This window comes from Nostoc sp. CALU 1950 (genome assembly GCF_051172895.1).
Taxonomy (GTDB): Bacteria; Cyanobacteriota; Cyanobacteriia; order Cyanobacteriales; family Nostocaceae; genus Nostoc; species Nostoc edaphicum_A.
The window spans coordinates 1-25290 of record NZ_JBDNJQ010000123.1 but is presented as its reverse complement, the minus strand read 5'-3'; the positions used below and the strand labels follow the sequence as shown (position 1 = coordinate 25290).

At 40.4% G+C, this 25290-nt stretch carries 23 protein-coding genes; 9 read left to right on the top strand and 14 right to left on the bottom strand.

Features of this window, described 5'->3' with window-relative positions:
* Positions 1-49: 49 nt before the first annotated feature.
* From ABF638_RS26830 to ABF638_RS26815, 4 genes are all read right to left on the bottom strand, one after another.
* Complete coding sequence (locus tag ABF638_RS26830) at positions 50-166, bottom strand: RRXRR domain-containing protein (RefSeq protein WP_435025938.1); 117 nt, start codon at positions 164-166, stop codon at positions 50-52.
* Positions 167-256: 90 nt separating this feature from the next.
* Positions 257-1930 (bottom strand): pseudouridine synthase, encoded by a 1674-nt coding sequence (locus ABF638_RS26825; protein WP_435025937.1) that lies wholly within the window; start codon positions 1928-1930, stop codon positions 257-259.
* Positions 1931-2056: 126 nt separating this feature from the next.
* Entirely contained in the window at positions 2057-6076 is a 4020-nt protein-coding gene (locus ABF638_RS26820; protein WP_435025936.1) for a DUF2157 domain-containing protein, read from the bottom strand.
* 361 nt (positions 6077-6437) lie between these two features.
* Positions 6438-8030 carry a glycosyltransferase family 39 protein gene (locus tag ABF638_RS26815; protein WP_435025935.1) on the bottom strand — a complete coding sequence of 531 codons (1593 nt, stop codon included), beginning with the start codon at positions 8028-8030 and terminating at the stop codon, positions 6438-6440.
* 767 nt (positions 8031-8797) lie between these two features.
* On the opposite strand from ABF638_RS26815, the gene ABF638_RS26810 reads away from it, so the two are divergent.
* The 3 genes from ABF638_RS26810 to ABF638_RS26800 all read left to right on the top strand — a co-directional run bounded on the left by ABF638_RS26810 (position 8798) and on the right by ABF638_RS26800 (position 10900).
* Positions 8798-9475: a methyltransferase domain-containing protein gene (locus ABF638_RS26810; protein WP_435025934.1), complete on the top strand. Its 678-nt coding sequence runs from the start codon at positions 8798-8800 to the stop codon at positions 9473-9475.
* 326 nt (positions 9476-9801) lie between these two features.
* Positions 9802-10596, top strand: coding sequence for a molybdate ABC transporter substrate-binding protein (gene modA / locus ABF638_RS26805; protein ID WP_435025932.1), 795 nt, complete (start codon positions 9802-9804; stop codon positions 10594-10596).
* Positions 10597-10738: 142 nt separating this feature from the next.
* Positions 10739-10900, top strand: coding sequence for a hypothetical protein (locus ABF638_RS26800; RefSeq protein WP_435025931.1), 162 nt, complete (start codon positions 10739-10741; stop codon positions 10898-10900).
* A gap of 183 nt (positions 10901-11083) precedes the next feature.
* Here ABF638_RS26800 and ABF638_RS26795 read toward each other — a convergent pair whose 3' ends face one another.
* From ABF638_RS26795 to ABF638_RS26780, 4 genes are all read right to left on the bottom strand, one after another.
* Positions 11084-11641: a peroxiredoxin gene (locus ABF638_RS26795; RefSeq protein WP_435025930.1), complete on the bottom strand. Its 558-nt coding sequence runs from the start codon at positions 11639-11641 to the stop codon at positions 11084-11086.
* Positions 11642-11698: 57 nt separating this feature from the next.
* Complete coding sequence (sipA, locus tag ABF638_RS26790; RefSeq protein WP_435025929.1) at positions 11699-11941, bottom strand: regulatory protein SipA; 243 nt, start codon at positions 11939-11941, stop codon at positions 11699-11701.
* A 137-nt stretch (positions 11942-12078) separates the two neighbouring features.
* Positions 12079-12600, bottom strand: a complete 522-nt coding sequence (locus tag ABF638_RS26785) for a Coq4 family protein (protein ID WP_435025928.1) — start codon at positions 12598-12600, stop codon at positions 12079-12081.
* Between the two features lie 68 nt (positions 12601-12668).
* Positions 12669-13166 carry a Spy/CpxP family protein refolding chaperone gene (locus ABF638_RS26780; protein ID WP_420762507.1) on the bottom strand — a complete coding sequence of 166 codons (498 nt, stop codon included), beginning with the start codon at positions 13164-13166 and terminating at the stop codon, positions 12669-12671.
* 374 nt (positions 13167-13540) lie between these two features.
* Between ABF638_RS26780 and ABF638_RS26775 the strand changes: the two genes are divergently transcribed.
* Both ABF638_RS26775 and ABF638_RS26770 read left to right on the top strand, forming a co-directional pair.
* Positions 13541-14806: a sensor histidine kinase gene (locus tag ABF638_RS26775; protein ID WP_435025927.1), complete on the top strand. Its 1266-nt coding sequence runs from the start codon at positions 13541-13543 to the stop codon at positions 14804-14806.
* On the top strand, positions 14806-15468 hold the full coding sequence (locus ABF638_RS26770) for a response regulator (protein ID WP_435025939.1): 663 nt from the start codon (positions 14806-14808) through the stop codon (positions 15466-15468). Before ABF638_RS26775 ends, ABF638_RS26770 begins: the two co-directional genes overlap by 1 nt.
* A gap of 157 nt (positions 15469-15625) precedes the next feature.
* On the opposite strand, the gene ABF638_RS26765 is transcribed toward ABF638_RS26770, so the two are convergent.
* Positions 15626-16051 (bottom strand): nucleoside deaminase, encoded by a 426-nt coding sequence (locus ABF638_RS26765; protein ID WP_435025926.1) that lies wholly within the window; start codon positions 16049-16051, stop codon positions 15626-15628.
* 88 nt (positions 16052-16139) lie between these two features.
* Between ABF638_RS26765 and ABF638_RS26760 the strand changes: the two genes are divergently transcribed.
* The gene (locus ABF638_RS26760; RefSeq protein WP_435025925.1) at positions 16140-16922 is read left to right on the top strand and encodes an ion transporter; all 783 of its coding nucleotides are present in this window, start codon (positions 16140-16142) and stop codon (positions 16920-16922) included.
* A 394-nt stretch (positions 16923-17316) separates the two neighbouring features.
* On the top strand, positions 17317-20055 hold the full coding sequence (locus ABF638_RS26755; RefSeq protein WP_435025924.1) for a cation-translocating P-type ATPase: 2739 nt from the start codon (positions 17317-17319) through the stop codon (positions 20053-20055).
* Positions 20056-20163: 108 nt separating this feature from the next.
* Here ABF638_RS26755 and ABF638_RS26750 read toward each other — a convergent pair whose 3' ends face one another.
* The 5 genes from ABF638_RS26750 to ABF638_RS26730 all read right to left on the bottom strand — a co-directional run bounded on the left by ABF638_RS26750 (position 20164) and on the right by ABF638_RS26730 (position 22833).
* Complete coding sequence (locus ABF638_RS26750; RefSeq protein ID WP_435025923.1) at positions 20164-20778, bottom strand: SAM-dependent methyltransferase; 615 nt, start codon at positions 20776-20778, stop codon at positions 20164-20166.
* A 14-nt stretch (positions 20779-20792) separates the two neighbouring features.
* Positions 20793-20921: a hypothetical protein gene (locus tag ABF638_RS26745; RefSeq protein ID WP_435025922.1), complete on the bottom strand. Its 129-nt coding sequence runs from the start codon at positions 20919-20921 to the stop codon at positions 20793-20795.
* A gap of 105 nt (positions 20922-21026) precedes the next feature.
* On the bottom strand, positions 21027-21380 hold the full coding sequence (locus tag ABF638_RS26740) for a phage holin family protein (protein ID WP_435025921.1): 354 nt from the start codon (positions 21378-21380) through the stop codon (positions 21027-21029).
* A gap of 17 nt (positions 21381-21397) precedes the next feature.
* Positions 21398-21838, bottom strand: a complete 441-nt coding sequence (locus ABF638_RS26735; RefSeq protein ID WP_435025920.1) for a hypothetical protein — start codon at positions 21836-21838, stop codon at positions 21398-21400.
* A gap of 335 nt (positions 21839-22173) precedes the next feature.
* The gene (locus tag ABF638_RS26730) at positions 22174-22833 is read right to left on the bottom strand and encodes a hypothetical protein (RefSeq protein WP_435025919.1); all 660 of its coding nucleotides are present in this window, start codon (positions 22831-22833) and stop codon (positions 22174-22176) included.
* Positions 22834-23241: 408 nt separating this feature from the next.
* Here ABF638_RS26730 and ABF638_RS26725 point away from each other — a divergent pair, with 408 nt between their 5' ends.
* Both ABF638_RS26725 and ABF638_RS26720 read left to right on the top strand, forming a co-directional pair.
* Positions 23242-23916, top strand: coding sequence for a response regulator transcription factor (locus ABF638_RS26725; RefSeq protein ID WP_435025917.1), 675 nt, complete (start codon positions 23242-23244; stop codon positions 23914-23916).
* A 64-nt stretch (positions 23917-23980) separates the two neighbouring features.
* On the top strand, positions 23981-25249 hold the full coding sequence (locus tag ABF638_RS26720; RefSeq protein WP_435025916.1) for a sensor histidine kinase: 1269 nt from the start codon (positions 23981-23983) through the stop codon (positions 25247-25249).
* Positions 25250-25290: the final 41 nt, after the last annotated feature.

Below are 25290 nucleotides of genomic sequence, written 5' to 3'. Positions count from 1 at the left end.
AGCCTTACGCCTAATCCCTGAGTATTGCTACTCATTTCTAGGCAACGAATCACACATATCGCTGGAATACGGTAGCTTTACCTTGTGACAATAGCAGCCTAGCACGGCTAATGCGTACTGGATATAACGGTTGTTGGTTGGCATCGAGAATAAATACTTTGGTCATGCAATTTTGAATTGAAGAAGAATTTAGAAGCCAGAATGGGCTAAACGCCCCGCTACCGCTAACAGGAGTCAGAATCAAATTATTTACAGTTCAAAATGGCGTAATTGCTTGTAAATGCAGGGTTTTTTCTAACTGCGGATGCTCGAAGCGAAGTTCTTTGGCGTGCAGATGTAACCGACTGGTAACTGCACAGCATCCATAAAGGCGATCGCCTAAAATACTTACCCCAAGTCCTCGCGCATCAGCTGCATGAACTCTCAACTGATGAGTGCGTCCTGTTAGCGGCGTAAATTCTACGCGGGTGTAGTCTCCTTCTCTCGCCATTACCTGGAATTGTGTCAAGCTGGGTTTACCGCGTTGCCAATCAACTTTTTGATAAGGGCGATTTTCAGGATCTCCCCACAGTGGTAAATCAATCACGCCTTGTTCAACTTTCACAGCACCGGAAAGTATGGCTTCATAAACCTTGTGAATCTGCCGTTGCTGAAACTGCTGGCTGAGTTGCCGATGAGTTTGGCGATCGCGTGCTAACAACAAAATCCCGGAAGTTTCCTGATCTAGGCGATGCACAGATACAAGTGCCATACCATCAGCTAACAAATTACGTAAGCGACTCAACACACTATCTTGGCGATCGCGATAACGACCAGGTACCGAAAGTAATCCAGCCGGTTTGTTTACAGCAATCAGCCATTCGTCTTCATAAAGAATGGGTAAAGAGAGGCTTCTTACTCCCCCTTCCCTTGCAGGGAAGGGGGCTGGGGGGTTAGGTCTTAATCCTGAGAGCAAAAACCCCATTAATGGCTGACATCGCTCGGCACACGCTCCATAAAACTCTCCCTGGATTTTATCTTGATTTACTGAAGACGCACCCCACCAAAATTCTGCCATTGCCAATGGTTTGAGATTATTTGTTGCAGCATAATGGAGCAGTTTTGGGGCACAACAATCTCCTGTACCAGTGGGCAAACCTCCTGGCATCAATTCTTGCAATGATTGTGATCGCCCCAAAAAATTAGTCAGGCTGTAAGTAGCGTGCATCTGAGCTTGTAATTGCCGGGATAGCGCTTTACGCTGTTGTTTTAGTTCGCTAATTCGCGCATCTGTGGCAGCAATTAACTGTCGAAGGGGCTGTAATACTTCATTTTGCTGGCGTTTAAGTTGTCGTCGCTCAATTCCCTGCTGACGACTCTCTTCGTCGAGTTGTTCAAGAGCAATAGTCAGGGCTTCTGAAGTGAGTGTATTGCAGATTTGCTGACGTTTTTCCTGTCGTTGATGTTTGCAATGGCGATGGCGATCGCTCATTGCTTGCAACTGCTGCTCAAACTCATTAAACAGGGTTTCATACTGCTGGCGTTCGGTCAGTTGCTTCAAGGTAAGAATTTCCTGCTTAATTGCGTCCAACTGTGCCAAAGTTTGGGCTTCCTCTAAAGCAATCTCGTCTCTTCCTGGAATTGATGGCACCCAGCCCTCAACTAAACTGTAACCATTCAAAAGACCGGAAAAGGCTTTGAGTACCCGTTGTTCGCCATTAGGCAGTTCAACCAATAGGATTCCATACATCTTGCCTTCACGAGAATAACATTCATTGTTGGCAAGGTGTTTCATTAGTCCCTTGGCGATCGCTTCGGACATTGAGGTACGGGGTAGTTTTAGGCGATTGCCACTTTGAGGACAACGCCCTTCGTACCAATAACTACAAGATGAGTCGCTGACAGTAAAATCGCAGTCGATGAAATCTGAAAGTACGTGCAGAATTACCATATCCTAAACCAATACAGTTCAGTTAAGGAAATTTAGCTGTTAAGGCAGGCACGGGGAGCAGGGGAGGCAGGGGAAGCAGGGGGAGAAAAAAAGGCTTAACTGAACTGTATTGTACCCTAAACAGCCTTATTCCCATGATTGAAATTCATCAATAGCGTTACGAATTAAGGAAGTTATTTGAGCGCGACGGGTTTCAAAGTTGGCGGCGATATAAATCAGTAGGATGCCAACTAGCAAGCCAACAATCCATTTTAAAAAAGAGTACTGCAAACTGAAAATTACCGATTGATAGATAGTAGTAATTAAAAAAGTGGCTGTACCAATGTAAAGAAAAGCTCGGACTCGTAAAGCTAATCCGGCAAAAATGGCGATGAGGCTGAAAATTCCGGGTATCCAAGCTGTGTCTTGATTAAATAAAATTGCCCACCCACAAATTAAACCGCTACCTAGCACTCTCAGAATATGACGAGCAACTTTATACTCTGGTAGCCTCAGTTGGGTATCTACTTGAGCAATATAAAGCAGTGATAACCCAATTGGTGTTACATACCACAAAGCATCAGTTAGGCGTAAGGAATCAAACCAACGAAAAAGTGCCCAATCAATCAACGCTACACTGATATATGTAAAACGGATGTTTTCACCCACTTTTGCCAGAAAGATGTAAAATCCAGCTACGAGTACCAAGGTAATCGGGTAAGTTTGCAGTCTGGTTTCCCATAAAATTATCAGTGGTGTGATGTAAGCAGCAAGCTGCCAAGGTCTTTTTGACCAACCCCAACTTTCCCAAGGTAGAATGTACAGAAAATAGGCTACCACACAGGCGATCGCACCATTCCAAGGAACTAATGGCCCAGCCCAAAATTTTCCTACTGCTGTCTCGCGCCAATAAACCCTCATACCGGCTACCTCTAATAACCCAAGGTAAACCCACATCTCGGCGATTGTGATTCCTCCGAAGATACGGGGGGAAGTCTGCGAATTTCGTCCCTGAAAGATGGCATAACGAATCAAAAATACCCCCGTTCCCAATCCCAGCAAACGGTTAACTTCAATGGGAAGAGGAATGGCAGCCATTAATAAACAGCTACTCCAAGCCCAGTGAATATGGGCAATTCCTTTCAATTCTTGAGGAGTTAAGCGTAAGTAGCTAACAAGCCAAGGCGACAGAATGCGGTAAGCATACATGATACTGGCCCCAAGGGCAGACATGGCAATCAATCCATCACCTAATGCTCCTCCTGAAGCTTGCAACATTTGATAGAACAAAAGTTCATAAGCAGAAATTGATACGCCAATAATTCCTAAGTACAGCAGGGGTTTAAAGTTCTCGCGTCGTCGCCCCACGCCAATAATAATTAAAGCTACACCCAAGGAGTACAAACCAGTCCACTCGGTGAAGGTGTTTAAACGTAGCAATACACTGAATACGCCATAAATTAATGGCAAAATGTGAAAACTGCTAGGAAGCCTTTCTAATTGATGTCGTCGCCGCCACCACTCTCCGAAAAGTTGAGCAATTAAACCTAATGCGATATTTGCGATCGCTATTCTAACAATTGATCGTTCCCCAAATCCCAACACCTGAGCAGTCAACAATTCCAAAGACCAACCGATGCCATAAAATGCCCAATTGGTCGGTTCGCGCCAACTGCGATAAACAATAGCCGCCAAAGCGATCGCAGTGGCAATTAAGTACAAAAATCCTGAAGTAGTAAACCCTCGGTAAATCAGCACTGAATATAGTGTCAAACCCAACAACTCAAAACCACACAAGGCGATCGCCCATTTATCACTTGCGGCTGCATAAATAACTTCTAATTCGTTACCGCGTTGACTCAAAACTGTCCGCGCTAACCATAGACTTAGGGTTGCGATCGCTCCTACAACAAACCAACCACCTAGGGCGAGGCGAGGTAAACCAGGCACACCAGCCCATAACAGCGCCGCAATGAAACTCAGAGCAAATCCTTCTGTAATTACCGCAGATGTTTGGTTTCGCAAATAGCGCGTATTTGCAAACATCAATCCTGCACCCATAGCCAAACCGATCAATCGAGTTCCTGGTAGCTGTAAAGTAAGTAACTGGGCAACTGCCACAGCCAAGACACTCAAGTAACGGCTAGGAATTTGACGCTCGATAATTGTCCGATTGGCAACACCTGTGAGAGCTAAAGGCGTAACTAGCCATAAGACTCCCCAATGAGCTTGGCTATCAGGTATGCCATACCAAGATGATTCTGCATTTATCCACAATAAGAAAAAACTAGCGGCGGCTAACCCTAAACCGATATCCCATGCACTACGTCGCCATTGTCCATCGCTCAGGCTAAATCCCCATTCTGCAACCATTAAAGCTAATAAAATACTTGCCCAGGCTTGATTAGTTAGGGTTGGTAACAGCCAATTAATGGTAGAGCAAAATGTCAGCACCCCCATAATGTGAGTTAGATACACCAGGGGAAGAGAGGGGGAAGAATCAATGGAGTGGCGTTTGGTGACGAATGCGAGAGTGGCGGTAGAAAATAGCAGATTTAGCGATCGCAATGTGGGGTTTACTAAAGCGATCGTTGTTAAAAAAGTTCCAAATAAGAGGGTGAGGAGTTCGCCAAATTTAGCTAATTCTCGATTTTGCCTGCGATACAAGCGATCTGTGAGCGCCACCATCAAAACTACGTAGGGAAATAAAGCGATACCTAGTAACGCCCAAGGTTCATTTTGAGAATTGGTGAGTTGAGTACCAGTTGCGATCGCTAATTTCTGGAAGCTATCAGGTACTAATCGCCAACCTAGCCAAATTGTCTGTAAGCCAATGACGAAAACTGCTGCGAAGTCTACCTTTAAACTGTAGCGCCACAAGCGACTTCCCACAAACCACAAACCCAAACCACTCACAGCGATCGCTTGCCAAGGATAATTAACTACTGAAACCAGCCAACCCAGGAAGATTAAAATGCCACCAAGTTTTTCCCAGAGTAAGAGGGATGAGGGGAATGAGGGGGATGGGGGGGATGAGGGAGATGGGGGAGATGAGGAGGATGAGGGAGATGGGGGAGATGAGGAGGATGAGGAAGATATTACTGTTACCTCCCCTGCTTCCCCTGCCCCCCCTGCCCTCTTCTCCCATCCCCGCTGTACCAACCAAGTCACTAACCAGCCACAAATACCAATGGCTAACCCCAACTGGGTAACATTTACCCCAGCAACAAAAATTGCCCGTACTAGCAGAACTATCAAAGCATAAATAATTACAGCAGCAGACAAAGTAATATTTAAGCTCCTGCCATCGCTTCCATCTTGCTTGCTGACAGTATTCGGCTGTTGGTAAATATTGTGATAAACGGTAATAATAGTTGTGCCAATCATTGCCACATAAACGGCAATCAAGGGAAATCCTCTTAATTGCCAACCCCAATGCAGATAACTCAGCCCCAAAATATTTGCTAAAGGTAATTTGCCAGTATGTAAATTGGCAAAAATAGTCCGGTTTTTGGAGAGTAAAACAGTTATAGCAGTGAGTATCGGCGATGCGATCGCAACTACAATCCAATCCAAAGGATTTTGCCACAACCGAAAGCTATCCATTGCCCAAAAATTTACTGGCACTAACAAAAGCGTCACAATCAGCAAAGTTTGCGCCGTCAATCTGAGGTTATTTTGCCTAGTCGCCCAAAAGCTTAACCCCCAAAAACTCAAAGTATAAGCAAATAAAACTCCATACTGTCCAGAGGCGGGAAACCTCTCCCACTGACTTGCAGCCAGTACCCCAGAAGATACCACTACCAGAAATACCCCTAGAAAAAGTAGCCAACGGACACTCAGTTCTGCCCCCAAGGACTGCAACATTGTGCTGATAAAGTTGGGTTGAGCTGCTTTTGGTTGCGGTTGTCTACGGCTATTAGATTGTAAAGCTGCTGTAGGCAACTGCTGTACGGGGTCGTAAGTTGCAAATACTACCTTGTTTTTAGCTTTAGCCTGGGCTTGCAACACCACCGGACACACCAGAAACTCTCGGCATAGCTGCCTAACTTGGGTATCGGATATCAAACCTAAGCGCAGCCATATATCTAATCCTTCTAATAACTGAGGATGGGAGGATGGCAGTGTGATTTCAAATTTTAGTGGGCGCTCAAGGGGCGATGGCATAAGCAGCAGCAGTATAACTATATACTTAATTGTGATTTTAATTAAAGTATATTTTGGCTCTAATTGTGCCACTCATTCGGCGAATTGATATTAATTTTTAATCTACGAAGGATATTCAAATACCAACTGTCTGCTTTTAGGTTCCACTATGTAGTCTCTCAACCGCTAAATCCCAGATTTCTCACCACACCTCTTAAAGCCTGCGCTTGTGCAGGGGAGAAGTAATAAGTAATGAGTAAGAAGTAAGAAGTAAGAAGTAAGAAGTTTTTACTCATTACTCATTACTCATTACTTCTCTTCTGCTCCATCAAACGCCTTGAGAATAGTGAAAAATGCGGCTAAATGTGCCCGTATCCTTATTTTAGTTAGGTTTTGTTATTTTCCAGAGATAGTCGTTTACCTGCTGTAACTTTGAGTTATAAACTTTTTCAACTCCAGCCTTCAAGAAGTCAGACGGCTCGTACAAGAACAAAAATATGTCACTAAAGCCATTAGTAATCTCTGGTAACTGATTTTTTCCTACGATTTGAAATCGCACTTTTGGATCAACTAAGTAACCAAGTATTTGTATTGGTGGAAGTAAGTTATTATCATCACTAATTAAAAGCGGTTTATTCGCTTGATTAACAATGTTAGCAATTTTAGGATATTCTTGATATTTTTCAGGAAATTGGTTCCACCAAATCTTAGATTGAGAGTGGATTGTACAAGATATAATTCCGCCAATAATTACCATAAATGCTACAAATGACCAGAGCTTTTTTTGCCAAGCTTTAGTATAAATAGACGTGATCTTAGTGGTAAATAGGTAAGCAACAGCTAACTGTATACCTAAAACGGAAGGAAGTGTATATCTACTAGTAGCGTATCGCTTTTGAAAGACGAAATCTGTTATCAATAGGGGAACCCCTAATGCTCCAATCAAAGTTAAGACAAATAACCAAACTTCTTTAGAGGTTCTTCGACAGAGAAAATAAATTGAATAGCCTATTAGAACTAAAATAATTAAAATAAAAGGAATTAAGACGAGCTTAAGTTTTCCTGGATCGCTAGGGCTAATACCTAAATCAAGAAACGTGCGACTAAAGATACCAGCCCATCTTGCAGCTGATGTAAATAATGTTTGTTTAGCATTCGTCCAAGCTACTGCTTCTTCATGAGGGTTGGTAATAATAATCCAAATCCAAGGTACAAAAGTTATAAACCCCGTAAGCGATGCTAGCAGATAATAAATCAATGTTTTGCTCAATCGGAAACGTTCGATTGCAACTACATAAATTCCCTGTGCGAAAGCAACCAGGCTAAAAAATAGATGAGTATAAAACCCTAATGATAATGTTGCTGCATAAATTAACCAACTAACCTTTGTTTTAAGGCGCATGGCTCGCAGCAGTGCTGCGCTTGATAATAATATGGCTACTATCCCTAAACTGTATGCTCGTGCTTCTTGTGCATACACGACATGAATAGGTGAAACGGCTACTAACCCGATGGCTATCCACCCTACTAGTGAAGACTCAAATAATTCTAGACATAGCCAATAAATACAAGGAAAGGTGAACAGACTAATAAATACCGAAAAACTTCTAATCACTGCTACAGAATTGCCAAACAATTCTACCCAAAACCGGGCCATCAAAATGTATAGCGGCAAAATCTGTGAGTCTTCTATAATAATCCCTTTGATTGTATCAATTGTATTTTTCCCAGAATTAGGATACTGATACTTACGTAAATCTTCGATGTTGAGCAAACGACCATTATTTAATTGCTCCTTCATTTCTGACTGCATATAGCCAGATGTGCGTAATGAGGAGAAAATCTCATCACCCCAATAAAGTTTTTGATCAAGATTAACGAAGCGAAAAAATACACCTGTTACTACTAGGATAATTACTATAAGACGTAACCAAGATTTAGGAATAATCCAGTTCTGTGGCGATTGCTTTTTCATGTATTTTTCAATTTCCTCAAAGCCTTAATAAACGTGGGCAAAATGTTATTATTATCGCTAGATTCGATTGATTTTTAACATACATATATTTTAGTTCCAATGCTACTCTTAGAAGTATTGCAAGGGCTAAAAATGTTTTATTTTTATGCCATTTAACCGCCAGACTCAGTTTGAGTTTAACTCAGAAATTACAAATTAATATTACCTACTGTGTAAACTAAAATCACTAAGTTAAAAAACCTCTATCTATAATTTATAAAAGGTTATTATCAATTTTTAATAGACTGTTGGTAATGATAAAAGTAAACCTCTTACTATGTCTACAGAATAAGTTATAAGGATTTTGCAGCTTTTAGCAAAACAACCCCATAATACATGCAATTGTTTATTTTTCATCCTATAGTATAAATTAATCAAGACATGAAATACTTGTGTTGAAAATAAAAATGTTTCATAAAGTTTATATGAAAGTACTGTAAGTACGCATGTAAGTAGCAAAGATTCCCCAATTCCCGCACAGTTTGCAGGTGAGTAATGGGCTATCCGGGACTGGGTATTGGGGACTAGGGAAGAAAATATGAGTAAGATTCGGTTGGGATCTGAATCCCCTTCAAATTTTCCCAATCCTCAGTCCCCGATTCAAGAATTTCTTGAGGTAAGCTGATAGTCATTCATTTTTCCAGAATGATTCGCTTGTAGTAAGGGCTTCAGCCCTGCTTTTATGCAACTTAAATGCCGATTAGCTTAGTAATTGATTAGTTCAATTTATGGATAAGAACGAACAACGAATTCTTCATTCATGGGTAGTGAATGCCAAACCGTGGACACGTATAGTTCGTGACAAGCTTCTTGAGAGCCGTGTTCTTGTCACAGATAGAGCGATTGTAGAAGCTGTAGTTGATTTTGAACCGAGAACGTTCTTGGATATCGGGTGTGGTGAAGGGTGGTTATGCCGTGAACTCTGGTATCGCGGATTTAATGGCTGGGGAGTTGATGCCATTAGCAATCTAATCGAATCAGCACGGTACATGGGCGATATCCGCTTTGTTGTATCTTCGTACTCGGATCTTCCGTCACAGAGATTTGGCAGTATTAACCAGTTCTCCTGCTTCATCTGCAACTTTTCCATTCTTGGGGAACGTGCTCTTGGTGAGATCGCTGAGGCGGGTCAGAGTATGTTGGAGTCTAAGGGCAAAATAATTATTCAAACACTTCATCCTCATCTTGTTTGTGGTGATTCCCCATATAAAAGTGGGTGGCGCGAAACTTCCTGGACAGGAGTCGGAGATGGGTCATGTCATCCTGCTCCCTGGTACTTCAGAACAGTTGAATCATGGATTGCTGAGTTCCATCTCAGAAACTACCAATTACTAAAGTTACTGGAGCCGTCTCACCCCATAAGCAAAAAACCAGCCTCAATTATATTTATCTTTGAACGACAGTGATCTTGAATAAAGGCAGGAGACAGGAAAATCCCATCAGTGAGAGGTTGTAGAAGGTGAAGCGTTCAGCAGCGAATTACAAACCATCTTGAAGAACAAAGCCGAGAAGTTGGAAGCAGTAGCAGCACTTTCATAAGCTACAGAGTGGTAATCAAGGGCTGTGAAATCTTTTCGTAGTCCAGTTTACCTATTCTGAAGTTTGGAATCTGATTCACCCTTGTAGTTTTCCGGGCATAATGTTACCGATATAGTTGGTTAAAAGTTGGTATGTTTGGTACTATTTTACCTAACATCAATTTTATGGAAGAAACCTCTTAAACGCCTTTTTCATGAAAAGAAGACAAATTTTTGGCTTTCTGGGTGTAGCGGTTGCTGGCTTGCTGCTAGCAATTGGTTTACCATTGTTTACTCCTTCTCCTGTAATAGCACAGTCGAACACCAGCATACTTGTGTCCGCAGCCGCCAGTCTAAAAGATGCACTAGAAGAAATTAAGCCTTTGTACCAACAAAGTAAATCAAATATCAATATTACTTATAACTTTGGGGCTTCTGGTGCCTTGCAGCAACAGATTGAGCAAGGTGCACCAGCGGATATCTTTATTTCTGCTGCTAAAAGACAAGTGGATGCTTTGGAAGAAAAAGGACTGTTGCTACCAGGTAGCCGTACTAACCTGGCAAATAACCGTCTAGTCTTGATTGTGGCTCAGGATGTTGTTGGCATTAGTAGCTTCTACAATTTAACAGATAGTAAGATTAGAAAAATTGCGATCGGTGAACCTAGAAGTGTGCCCGCCGGTCAATATGGGGAACAAGTCTTAAAGAAATTGAAACTTTATGATCGGGTTAAGTCAAAATTGGTCTTTGCTAACAATGTGCGTCAAGTTTTAGCAGCTGTAGAAAGTGGTAACGCCGAAGCGGGTTTAGTTTATGCCACTGATGCCAGAATTTCCAACAAAGTAAAAGTAGTAGTCGCTGCGGATGATAAGTTTCACTCACCAATTGTCTATCCGGTAGCAATAATTAAAAGTAGCAAAAATGCTTCTGCCGCCAAGGAATTTGTCCAGTTTCTATCTGATAGCCAAGCTAAAAATGTACTCAAAAAATATGGGTTTATTGTGCGTTAAAGGAATAAAAAAATGAGATTAATCAGATTAATGTCTGTTTAAAAAGCTTGTAAACACTAAGCTTTATAACTTTTGGTTGATGAGGTTGGCAAGCAATCGGACGAAAATTTTCCTAGACTTTCAAAAATATCAGGGAAAAAGTATGTCCAGGATCAAAATTACTAACTTGCAACCTAAAAATCAAGTTGAACAACGGGAACTATCTGAGGCAGATATAACCGCAGTCATTGGAGGACTTGAAGTTAAACTTCTCGGTAATAGCATTGTAGATGCGACATTCGGGGGTTTTAGATTGACGCTTTAAATTTGGCAGCCGTACTAAGAAAAGCCCAAAAGCTTTTATTGCCTCGTTCCCAGCCCAGAGGCTGGGAATGTCTTCTGAGAGAGGCTTTGCCTCTGGTCAAGCCACTGGAGGCGGCAGCTAGGAGGGCTACATCTTAACTTAGTACCGATTCGGGCTGAAGTCCCAAGTCTTGTTAATTTAGGTCTAAGAAGCTGCGGACTGTAATTTTTCTAGTCGTGCCAGCACTTCTGAACTGTGAATGGTTGGGTTGACTTTGACAAAAGTCTCGCGCAAGACACCTTGAGGATCGATGATAAAACTGTGGCGCATAGATAAAAAGCCAAGCCACGAACCATAAGCTTTACTCACTGAACCATCAATGTCAGCCAACAGGGGGAATTTTAGTCCCTCTGAATCACAAAATTTGGCGTGAGAATCAATGTCATCAGCACTTACGCCAATAATCTGGGTATTTTTTTCGAGGTATTGGGGTAAGTCTTGCTGAAAACGACGAGCCTCTATAGTACAACCAGAGGTAAAGTCTTTAGGATAAAAGTAGAGTACTAGCCACTTACCGCGTAAATCAGAGAGGGATATTTTGCCATCACCTGTGTTGGTTGGCAAAGTAAACTCTGGTGCAGGTTGATTAATTGCCGGAAGTTTACCACCAAGAGCATCAGCAACAGGGGTAAAATTCAGCCAGCTGATAACAGAAATACAGCTGGCAAATAATATGCTTAAAAAAGTGCGGCGGGAAATCATGGTGCAAACCAAAATCACAACTTTACACAAGTTTACAATTCTTGGTTGCGAGAAATCTTATTCTAAATGAGATTCGGGAGGGGTATCTGTGCTTTCGATGTATTGACTATCTAGGAGAAAGGCCCCTTTGGCAAAGCGAATACCCCAATATCCACCGGGTCTACGGTCAATGACTATACCCTCTTCGCCAATGTGAATTACATTGGGTGGGCGCAGCATGGGCATAGGTTCAGCAGTTTTGACGTAGGCTGGTAGTGCCACAACACGGACTTTACTACCAATTGCGAATTCTTTGGACATTTTAATCAAGCTAGGAGTTTTGATTAACTCATAACTCAAAACTATCTTGAAAGTCTACTAAATTGGACATGGGAATAAATAGGGAAAGGGAAAGGAGATGAAGTTTTTCCCCTTTCCCATCTTCTGCAAGAAGTCTGTTAATTTTTGACTATGGCAAACAATGTCTGGACATCAGTTAAGGGTAAGTGCCAGAGTAATTCTGGTTGCCAAGTATCTGGGTCAAAGTTAGAGTGACAACCGCGTTGGTATGCTTGCCAAAGTCTGTCCCAGGTAAATTGTTGTTGATAATTTAAATTTTTATGGATAACTCGCAACAGTCCTAACCCCAGCATCAAGTTAGTTATGCTAAATTTGGTTCCTAATAAAAATGCTTGTACTTCTGCTTCACCAATGAAGTCTGTACTATAGCCTGTAAGGACGTGAACTCCATCATGGAGTTGTTTACGGCGGCTACCTGTAGTGAAGGGTTTTAAATTATGTTCATTGAGGAAGTCTGCCCAAGTTCTGCCAAAAGTGCCAGTCGGAAGGACAGACAATTTCGCTATTTCCACAATTTGGGGAACATCTCGCCCCTGTGCTTCAGCAATGCGATCGAGTAAATCTAAAACCTGTTGCAGACGAGGAGCGGGATTTGAGGAAGCGGCAAAGGATTGCATCATAATCTATCTTGGGATGAGATGGGCGGCACTGCCCACCCCAGATTTATTAACTATTTTTTGAAAGATAATTATTGAGGATTGCCTTGTTGACGGCGGGAAGGAGCATTTTGACGGAATTGCTCTAGTTTTTGGCGCTGTTCTGGGGTGAAGACTGCTTGAATCTGTTGTTTTTCAGACTCGCGGATTTGTCGCATTTGGGTTTTCTGTGCTTCAGTCAGATTTAATTCAGCAAAACCACCCTTTCCTCGACGTTGACCGGGTTGCCGTTGACCTTGACCTGCTTGCCGTTGAGCCTGACGTGCTTGTTTCGCCGCCTCTAACTTGGCTTTTTGTTCTGGGGTCAAAACTGCTTCAAATTTGGCGCGGCTATCGCGGCGAATTGCCTGGATTTGAGTTTTTTGGGCATCTGTTAGACCCAATTCTTTCCAAGGGCCCCTTTGTTTTTGTGGAGTTTGTGCGAGTTGCAGGGATAAAGGAGAGGCTGTTTGGGCGTTAACAGCAAATGAGGTTGCAGTTAAAGTTAGAGCGATCGCTCCAGCGACTAGCGATAATGCTTTGAGTTTCATTACTTTTCTTGTGGGTTTTTCCTGGTTGGATGCCACCATCATAAGAACTTATCTTCAGTAGTTACATGAGGAGAAAGTCATGGATCTACCCGTGACTTTAGTCATGATTGAATTTTCACAAAGATGATTGACAATAAATAGTTAGGAGTTAGGAGTTAAGAGTTAGGAGTTAGGAGTTAGAAATGATGAATATTTTGATTATGATGAATTTATAAATCATTATTTAGCTGATTATCTAACGGGTTTGTACCTTGTATTTACTCTTAATTCCTTATTCATCAAAAATTTGAAGCTACAAAAGCTACTGCTCAAATCTTCGAAACTCCTAATTCCTAACTCATAACTTCTAACTTACAACTGGAGCAAGGCGATTAATGAGTCCTCCGATTCAAATTAAAAAACACCCTTTTCCGTCTCTACTTTATCTGGAGTGGACACTACTGGCAATTACTGCTTTGATAGCAGTTATACCACCTCCATTACGGCGTTCTCGTCCTAGACTTCAAGAACTATCAATTTGTGGTGTATTTCCAGACTTGTCAGTTTGTAGCATATTGCCAGAACTGTCAATTTATAGTCTGATTGTTTTTGCATTAATGGGCTTAAAATTACCCAGAAATAGCCAGATATCTAAGATAATTTACACAGTAATTGAAATTTTATTGATTTTAATGATTGGGCTTTTTGGCGAGAGATTTGCACGCCTTTTCCCCTTTCTATACATAATTTTAGTTACTCGTAGCTGTCTAATTTTTCAGTTGCCTGGGCGTTTATTCGTTACAGCTTTATCATTTACATTATTTCTAGTTACGACACAACTCAAATATCAGTTATTCAATTTTCAAGCATCACCACAGGCGCAAGAACGCTTTCGATTTCTGAGCTTGAATTGGTCGCTGGTATTTGGCTTAAGTTTAGTTTTTGTGTTGTTGATGATGAATGCAGTGTTATCTGAACGGCATAGTCGAGAAAAGCTAGCGATCGCTAACGAAAAACTCCGTCAATATGCCCTACGAATTGAAAATCAAGCTACCTTAGAAGAACGTAATCGTATTGCTCGTGAAATTCATGATTCATTAGGACACTCTCTAACTGCTTTAAATCTACAATTAGAAACTGCTTTAAAATTGTGGCAATCTAATCCAGGAAAGGCTGAAACATTTCTTGCGACAGCGAAGGAATTAGGCTCAAAAGCACTAAACGATGTCCGCCAATCTGTTTCTACTATGCGTTCTAATCCTTTACAAGAACAGTCTTTAGAGCGTGCGATCGCTGGTCTTTTAGAAAGTTTTCATCGCTCCAATGGCATTTTACCATTTTATCAAATAAACATTGAAGATTCTTTACCACCTGAAATTAATACCGCTATTTATCGAATTACTCAAGAATCTTTGACTAATATATCTAAATATGCTTATGCAACTAAAGTTGAATTGGAACTCACTACGACAAGAGGTAATTTGCAATTGATCATTCAAGATAATGGTAGAGGTTTTGATGTCAGGCAAAATACTACTGGTTTTGGGCTTCATAGTATGCGCGATCGCACTTTAGCAATTGGAGGTGAGTTTAATATTAATAGCGCCCTTGGTTCTGGTTGCAAAATTACAGTTGATATTCCCTTAACGAGGTTGACATGATGATTAAAGTGTTGTTGGTAGATGACCAAAGTTTAATTCGTCAAGGATTAAGAGCTTTATTAGAACTAGAACCAGATTTAGAGATAGTTGGAGAAGCAGAAAATGGTGAACAGGCGATTAATTTGGTTGCTGAATTTCAGCCAGATGTAATCTTACTGGATATCAGAATGCCGATTATGGATGGAGTTGCAGCCACACGAGAGATTCAAAAACGTTTTGTCAAAACTAAGATTTTAGTACTGACGACTTTTGATGATGATGAATATGTATCAGCCGCATTGCAAAATGGGGCAATGGGTTATTTATTGAAAGATACACCCTCAGAGGAATTAGCTGTTGCGATTCGTGCAGTTCACAAAGGATATACTCAATTAGGCCCAGGTATAGTTAAAAAGCTGCTGACTCAGTTTTCTAATGGTACATCAACCCAGTCACCGCCTGTGCCATCTAGTTTAGCTGAACTTACCCCTAGAGAAAAAGAGGTTTTGCGACTAATTGCTACAGGCGCTAGTAACCGAGAAATTGCTCAGGAACTATACATTTCTGAGGGTACGGTAAAAAATCATGTTACGAATATTTTAAACAGATTAAATTTGCGCGATCGCACTCAAGCTGCAATTTGGGCAAATACTTATTTATCCTATTTGAATGAGCCAAGTTAAATAATTTGTAATGACGATTTTAACCTCTAAATTAACGTAGGGTATGTTACTGCTGAAAGTACGGCGTTTGATGAGTTACGAAAGCGTTAACACACCCTAGATATGAATGAACACCAGATTGCGGACTTTTCAAAGAAGTCCGGGATCTAAATCTAGCTTATTTAAATAACTCCAAACATTCATTTTTTAAAACTCCTTTTGTGACTTTGATGTTTCTAAATGACTTCGCAATTACTTCTTCGCAAGATATACTAATTTGTGATTGATTTACCGTGATTAAATCTTCAATAGAAGCACCATAGACAATTTCTGATAAACCACTCCAAACACAAGCTGTTGCACACATTGGACAAGGTTCGCCAGTTGTATATATGCTATAACCTTCTAAAGAGGGGTTTTTAAGTTTAGCTGTTAAACTACGAATAACGTTGATTTCCGCATGGGCGGATGGATCGTTGTCTCTCCTCACAGTATTATGAGCTACGGCAACAACTTCGTTATCTTTAACAATCACTGCACCATAAGGCGCATCGCCTTCTTTTGCTTCTGCCAATGCTAAACGCATAAAATATTCTGGGTTCATATAAGCTGGGATTAACATAAGGATAATGGTTAATAATATCGTATTTCTAATGTTATAACTGGGAATTAAGATGTATTAATGGTCGAATATGTTACTGAGCAGACAAGAAACAGATTTTTACTTAAAAGACCTGGAAACACCAATAGGTAAAGCGATTAATTTAACACTTGCCTCTTTGGTGCTAATATCATCAGGAATTTTTGTGGTAGAAACATATAATATTCCTGATGATATGCGGTTTCAGTTAAATGTAGCTGATATTGCGATCGTCATCATCTTCGCGGTGGAATATTCACTCCGCCTGTGGAGTGCAGAAAACAAAATTAAGTATATTTTTAGCTTTTATTCGATTATTGACTTACTGGCGATTTTGCCATTTTTTATAGGAATGGTAGATATTAGTTTTATTCGCCTACTCCGATGGTTTCGGATTTTACGATTAATCAGATTTATTGATCGGAAGTTTTTATTCGCCAGTATCAGCACCGAAGATGGAATGATTTTTGCGCGAATATTATTTACATTATTTGCAATTGTTTTTATTTACTCTGGCTTAATTTATCAAGTCGAGCATCCGGTTAATCCTCAAAATTATGGTACATTTTTGGATGCATTCTATTTTTCTGTTGTCACAATGACAACTGTGGGGTTTGGCGATGTTACTCCAATTTCGGAATTAGGACGTTTGCTAACTGTATTGATGATTTTTACGGGAATTGCGCTGATTCCTTGGCAAATAGGGGATTTAATTAAGCGAGTTGTAAAAACTGCTAATCAAGTAGAAACAGTTTGTTCAGGTTGTGGTTTGGCTTTTCATGATCTAGATGCTGGTTTTTGTAAAAGGTGCGGGACTAAGTTACGTAATTCGTAATTCGTAATTCGTAATTCGTAATTCGTAATACTCGCCAAGGGCGAGAAGCAAGCTACGTAATTTGTAATTACAATTGCGTAAGGATTTTAGACATTTCAGATGGGTGGTTTATTTATGCAAAACTGGTACTAGTGGTCTGTCCCATTAGTTATGAGTGGTTAGCGGTGGTTAGATCCCCGACTTCTTTAAGAAGTCGGGGATCTCGTAGCCCAGCAAAATTAATGAGACAGACTATTAGTCGTAGATTTGATTGAGATGCGCCAGACTTAATGGGGTTCCATGATATCCGCTAAAATACTGCAAATGAGCAACGCCGCATTTCGCTCACATTTGCATCACATTTATTTATCATAATTTTGCTGATCAGCCAATAGTCAATTTTGGCGAAAACAAAATGACAGCAACATCTGAAAAAATCATCCAGCCACGTGAATGGCATAATCTACCGGCATCGAAGGTAGCTCAACATTTAGACGCAAATCTAGAAACAGGTTTAACTTCAGATGAGGTGGTAAAACGACAAGAACGTTTTGGTGCTAATGAACTTAAGGGTAAACGTGGAACTAGCCCAGTATTAAGGTTTTTGTTGCAATTTAACCAACCGTTATTGTACATTTTGCTGATTGCGGGTGCAATCAAAGCCTTAATCGGACAGTGGGTAAATGCTGGGGTAATTTGGGGTGTCACCCTAATTAATGCGATTATCGGTTTTATTCAAGAATCGAAAGCCGAAAGTGCGATCGCAGCCTTAGCTTCTTCAGTACAAACTAATGCAACTATCCTTCGCAACGGTCAAAAGGTACAAGTTCTCTCAACGGAGTTAGTACCAGGGGATTTGGTATTACTCACTTCTGGCGATAAAGTACCAGCGGATTTGCGTTTGATAAAATCCCGAAATCTGCAAGTGAATGAATCAGCGCTTACAGGTGAGTCAGTCGCTACTGAAAAAAATACACAGCCATTGAATACAGATACAGCCTTAGCCGAACGCCTCAATATGGCTTATGCTGGTAGCTTTGTAACTTTTGGTACTGGTAGTGGGATTGTGGTGGCGATCGGAGAAGCCACGGAAACCGGACGCATTTCCCAACTCATTGAGCAAGGAACGAGCCTGAAAACTCCCCTGACTCGAAAATTTGATAAATTTAGCCGTACCTTGCTGTACATCATTCTCGGCATTGCTGCGTTGACATTTGCAGTCGGGTTGGGATACGGCAATACCTGGGCAGAAATGTTTGAAGCGGCTGTTGCCTTTGCTGTGAGTGCGATTCCTGAAGGATTGCCGGCTGTAGTAACGGTGACACTAGCAATCGGGGTTTCGCGGATGGCGCGACGAAATGCGATCGTTCGGAAATTGCCAGCGGTGGAAACTCTTGGCGGTGCTACAGTCATCTGCTCTGACAAAACTGGGACGCTAACCGAAAACCAGATGACTGTACAAGCAATTTATGTAGGCGGTGAACAATATACGGCGACTGGTACGGGATATGCACCAGAAGGGGAAATTTTATTAGATGAACAGCCAATAGATTGGCAGAATCTTCCAGCTTTAGCTGAATGTCTGAAAGCAGGTTTGTTATGTAATGACTCGTATTTAGAACAAAAGGAAGGACAATGGCAGGTTTTTGGCGATCCGACAGAGGGAGCATTGATAGCCGTTGCTGATAAAGTTGGACTACATCGCAGTAACTTAGAAGCCCAAATGCCCAGACTAGATGTCATCCCATTTGAGTCTGAGTTTCAATATATGGCAACTTTGCATGAAGATGGGAGTAGAGAAAATTCTTCACGAGTTAGAACTATTTACGTTAAAGGTTCGGTAGAGGCAATTCTGAAACGTTGTCAGCAGATGTTAAATGCTGAGGGAAACCTTACCCCTGTATATGCAGAAACCATACATCAAGAAGTGGATGTGATGGCGAATCTTGGTTTACGGGTGCTAGCTTTTGCGAATAAATCTGTATCCCATGCTCAAGATTCACTCGATCATGCAGATATCGAAAAGGATTTGGTTTTCTTGGGATTGCAAGGGATGATCGATCCACCCAGAAGTGAGGCTATCAAGGCTGTAGAAGCCTGTCAAAATGCTGGGATTCAAGTCAAAATGATTACAGGCGATCATGCTGTGACTGCAAGAGCGATCGCTCAAAGTATGGGCTTTAATAAAAATGGTGAAGTTCTAGCTTTTACAGGCAGTGAACTGGCTCAAATGGAGCAATCAGAACTGGCTAGAGCGATAGAAGATGGGGCAGTATTCGCCCGTGTTGCACCAGAACAGAAACTTCGCATTGTTGAAGCCCTGCAATCTAAAGGAGAGGTTGTTGCCATGACTGGGGATGGTGTCAATGATGCACCAGCCTTGAAACAAGCAGATATTGGTATTGCAATGGGAGGTGCTGGTACAGAGGTAGCCAAAGAAGCCTCAGATATGATTTTGACTGATGATAACTTCGCCTCAATAGAAGCTGCGGTTGAGGAAGGGCGGACTGTTTATCGAAATTTGCTCAAAGCGATCGCCTTCATCCTACCGGTTAATGGTGGCGAATCGATGACGATTTTGATTAGTGTATTATTTGCCAGAGAATTGCCCATTTTATCTTTACAAGTTTTGTGGCTGAATATGGTTAATTCCATTGCCATGACAGTACCCTTAGCCTTTGAGCCAAAGTCTGAACGGGTAATGCAACAATCACCACGCAGCCCCCGCGAACCGTTACTTTCTAAAAGTTTAGTCAAGCGGATTATAGCAATTTCTCTCTTCAACTGGATTTTGATTTTTGGTGTATTTGAATGGATACGACAAACTACAGGAAATATCGATTTAGCCCGAACAATGGCAATTCAGGCTTTAGTCGCCGGAAGAATTTTTTATCTTTTAAGTATTAGTCAATTAGGAATGGCTCTAGTTAATACGATTCGGGGAGTCAGACAGACATTTAGTGATGCCTCAGCAATGGGAATTGGTATCGCTACTACGATAGTTTTGCAGATTATTTTTAGTCAGTGGAACTTAATGAATAGCTTATTTTCTACTGCGCCACTGAGTTTGAATCAATGGTTAATTTGCTTCCTCATAGGATTGCCAATGATTGGAGTATCAATTATAGTAAATCGTTTTGACCCTCTGAACTGATTTAAGTAAGTTGGCGCAATTAAGGCAAGAGACGCGATAAATCGCCGTCTCTACAAAGGACTGATTATTGTAAAGACGACGATTTATCGCATCTTTGCGATCTAGGGCTTACCGCAAATTTGCTGGCACATTCTCAGGTAGTACCCATAAGTAAAGGGTTGTGGCATTTACTCGAATCACTCGCTTTGCTTTCCAATCACCCATATCAAAGCTGTGGGAAACAATGCGAGTGCCAGGTTTCAATTCTTTTAATAATTTTGGTCGTAGTTTGAAGTTAACATCGGGTAGAAGGTAAAGCGTTACTACTGTGGCCGGTTTTAAGTCAGTTTCAAACAGGTTTTGTTCCAGGAAATCGACGCGATCGCTTACTCCTGCTTTTTGAGCTTTAGCAAGGCTTTCTTGTACCAATTGGGGGTTAATTTCTATACCAACAGCCCTACGCGCATTATATTTCTGCACGGCAGTAATGGGAATTCGCCCATCACCGCTACCTAAGTCATAGACGACATCATTGCTGTTAACTTCTGCTAGTTTCAGCATCGCATCTACTACTTGTGGTGGTGTTGCTACATAAGGTACATCTGCTCGGCTTCCTTGAGATTGAATTATTATCGCAGACTCTTGTTTCTCTGTCTCGAAATTACGTTCTAAGGTGCAACCACTAACACTAAATACAGTACTAACTCCAGTAATAAATAACAACAGATATTCTTTATAAATCATTATTTGGATGTTTGTCAAAAAAGCATCAGAATCAGTAGAGGATAAATGAGCAAAATTAGCAAAGGTAACAGGGTGATGAATATATACGCCCCAATCCAACCAACTGCGATCGCAACCGGACTATGCATTAACAAACTTCTCATAACCCATCTCCTCTAAGTCTGTTGGTATGAGGGGCGCATCTATTCACTTCCGACCAGTTCACCACATTCCACCAGTTATATATTGCTAAAATTGTTATATTTGGTTCAGGTAATTGAAGCCACAACTCTTAATAGAATTGAGTTAATGATTGCTAAAGTAATAGAACCTAGCAAAGCGCTCCAAAAGCCATGACGTAATCTAAAGCCTGGGACAATTAAAGCCGACAATCCAAAGATTATGGCATTTAAGACAAAGAAAAATAATCCTAATGTCAGGATAATAAATGGAAAGGTAAAAAATGCTAGAATTGGGAGCAAAACAGCATTCAGAATTCCAAAAACTATAGCGGAAATTGCTGCTTTACCAAAACCATCTATTTCTATCCCCAAAAATGGCAGCCTAGCAATAATCAAAAAGCTCACAGCAGTAACTAACCAAGTAATGATGAAACCTATCATAATGAACCTCCTATTTTTTAATTAACTTTCCGCTTGCTCCAAAATATTGGAAGACCCAATTTTTTTCTTTTTTGTAACGGCTGGTAATCACAACAATCAATTGCTGCTTTTGTGAAAACAGTCGAAGGATTCACCGCACATTTGAGATAACTGTTTTTTGAAAAAAAATGACAATTTTGACAGGGATAGTCATCTAAATTATTTAGCTTGTTAGTCTGATCAGACAGTTTGAGTTTATGAAAAAAAACTATCCCACCCATTATTAACAATATAAAAGGAGCCAAAATCAGAGATGGATCTGAAGCTATTATAGCATTTGCATCCTCTCTATTAAGCTTCTCACTATCACGCTTTTCTCTACTCAAACTTGCTCTAGATAGGTTTGTTTGACTTAAGTTGAATAGAGAAAGATTTAATTGGGCTGGTATATATTGTCCTAAACTTTCATTTACTGACATATTATTTACCTCTTATCCAATTTAATTATTCCTGTTATATTAGTCCTTTAGAGAAAATTGAATATAATCGCAAATTAGTTTAGTAGCTAAACATTCCAACTGATTTATTCAATCTACAAAAAGAATGTGATCAGAAAGTGACGGTAAGGCAGTAATTTTATTTACACTAAAATAATGCACACAACAAACTGTACGAAAAGCAGCATGTGTATAATCGTTAACTGAGCCGTATTGGTATATGAATACTTAAGACGAGATGAATTCCATTACTGCGATGATTCAGGGGAGGATTCTTTTTATTTGGGCTTTGGCTCTAGCTCCTTTGCCATTTCATTTCAATTACTAATTGAGATTGTCTCAGTTTTAGCGGCTTTCTCTGTTTGTATGCGTTGTTTAGGTTGTGGTTTAAACTGCGATTGATTTTTAACTTGATAACTTATAAGTTTCCTAATATTTTCAGGAGATAAATTAAGTAATTGAGCAGTCATGACTTCTAACATATTAACTTCAGTGACTGGTAGCACAAAATTCAACTTTTTTAGAGCATTATTAGCAGTTCTAATCTCAACCAAGCTAAATCCTTGCTTTTTTTGAATTTCAGCTTTGATTGCTGTCAAATTCAGGGGAATTTTCACCTCTATTTGTTGATTAAGTTCTAATTTTTTGATTTGAGGATACAATCCTAATTTTTGTGCGATCGCTACTTCGGTAAATTTTGAGTTGGGAATTTCTAGCTCTAATCTTTTTAGCATGGAATTTGCCGTTATTATTTTAACTTGAGTAACCTGATCCTCTTGGTCTATCTTTATATCAATTAGTGTAAAATTTAGCGCAAGTAAAACCTCTGGTAGTGTATCAGCTTGCAATTTATCTGGCGTTCTGTAAGAGAGACTTAATAATTGCTTTGTTAGAAAATCACTACCAGCCCAAAAAGCAATTCCTACAAATAGCAAAGGCAAAGTTAATAGTAAAATTTGTGGGCGTAAATCAGGCATATTTTTGAATTTATCAGTTTATAAATAATCCTAATGCCAATTCTATATGAGGCTGTGCTTTATTCATGTAGAGGAAATACCCTGCGGTAATACCATTTCACTTTAGTAATGATACAAATACGTGGGTAAGGGTTTAGCACTGCTAAACCCCTACGAAAAATCTATATGTATCAAGATTTTCGTGAAATGGTATAAGCCGTTTTGCGTAAGTCCTACTAAATTTTTTTTATAGTCGCGAAGCTATAGCAGTGTTTATAACTACCCATTGGCAGATATACCTTATTCCTTATGGAGAATAATCTAAAAGTTAAAATCTCAAATTAGATAGAAGACATAGAGGTAATTAACATATCTAATTTTAAAAGAGAGTTGATGATTTTATGGCAAGGCCTTACGCTAAAAAGTTTTATGCGGATTTTACTAGTAGAAGACGATTTGGAACAATTAGAACCATTACAAGGTATTCTGTCCGAGGCCGGATATATTGTAGATGCTGCGGAAGATGGGGAAATTGCACAATGGCTGATTTCACAAAAAGATTACGATCTATTAATTGTGGATTGGATGTTACCAACAATTAATGGGTTGTCTCTGTGTCGTCAGTATCGTCTCTCTGGTAAAAATGCACCAGTATTGATGTTAACTGCTAAAGATACCACAGCCGACAAAGTTATGGGTTTAGATGCAGGAGCAGATGATTATCTAGTTAAACCTGCTGATTTGGTGGAACTCTTAGCACGAGTCCGTGCTTTGGGACGAAGAGTCCCTAGTTGGCAGGGGTATAGTTTACGTATAGCAGATTTACAATTGCATTTAGCTGAATTAAGTGTAGAACGGAGTCAGGTAAAAGTAGAATTATCTCCACGTGAAGGACAATTACTAGAATACCTGATGCGTCATCCCAATCAGGTTTTAACTCGTAACCAGATTGAAGATGCTTTGTGGGAGTGTGGTATGGAACCAGAAAGTAATGCTTTAACTGTGCTAATACGCAAGTTGCGCCAGCGCTTGCAGCTATTGGGTGCAGGAGACTGGATTAGAACAGTTTATGGTATGGGTTATCGCTTAAATCCACAAGAATAAAATTAGAATTAGGCAGTAAAAACTGGGAGAGTGAGAAGAATCAGAAGATTACCAATGACTACTTATGTTTAATCGCAGCCGTCGCAATCTCGCAAGTTGGTTCACGCTAACAATGGGCAGTATTTTAATTATGTTTGCGGCGATAGTGTACTACTGGGAAGTCATAGATAAGTTGGAGGAACTAGATCGATTACTTTATAAAAAAACAAGCGTGATGGCAGCTAATGTCAAGTCGGAGCTGCATAATAGTCAGCGACAGCTAGACTTAGAACATGTACCATTGTTGGGAAGTATGGTACAACCATTGCCGGATAGTCAACTAGTGTATGCAAGTTGGTACGACGAGCAAAAGCAACTTGTACAATTTTTTGGTACGATTCCTAGCGATCGCCTTTCAATCTCAGGTGGATTTGATACTATCAAGACTGATAGCGATGTCTGGCTACGTCAGGTGACGTTGCCTGTTTACCAAAATGGTTCATTAATTGGTTATTTACAGGCAGCGATGCCGATGACGGCTACTGAAAGTGCTTTAGCTGAATTCCGTATTGTTTTGGCTATCTCAGCGCCGATTACTTTAGGTGTGGTTGCCCTCACGGGTTGGTGGTTGGGAGGACTCGCAATGCAACCAATCCGCTATAATTACGATCATCTGCAAAGATTTACAGCTGACGCTTCCCACGAATTGCGATCGCCTCTGACAGCAATTATTAGCAATGCTCAGTACGGCTTTTTATCTAAAACTACTGATCTGGAGGTGCAACGTCAACGCTTCCACAAAATTTTTGATATCGCTAAGTCAATGAGTACTTTAGTAAGTAATCTGCTATTTTTGGCACGTTATCAAGGTAAATTACCGACTGAATCCTTACAAGTAATTGACTTTAATAATTTACTTGTGCAGATAATAGATGATTATGCCACCCAACCAGATGCACAACATCTTAGTTTAGTTTCTAAACTACCAAATAATAGTATAACTGTACTTGGTGATGCTGACTTGCTCCGTCAAGTAGTTATAAATTTACTTAATAATTCTTGCAAATATACTCCTGCTGGTGGTCACGTTCAATTGCAATTATTTACCCAATCACGTTGGGCTGTAATCCAAATTATAGACAATGGTATTGGTATTCCTGAAGCTGATTTACCATATATTTTTGAGCGTTTCTATCGAGTAGATAAAAAGCGATCTCGTCAAACTGGAGGATTTGGTTTAGGACTAGCTATTGCCCAACAAATAATTCAAGCCCACGGTGGTAAAATTAGTATTAAGAGCGTATTCCAAAAAGGTACAACTTTAGAAATTGCTTTGCCTTTAATACCAATTTAATGTGAAGTTGCACATATCTCGATCCCCCTAAATCCCCCTTA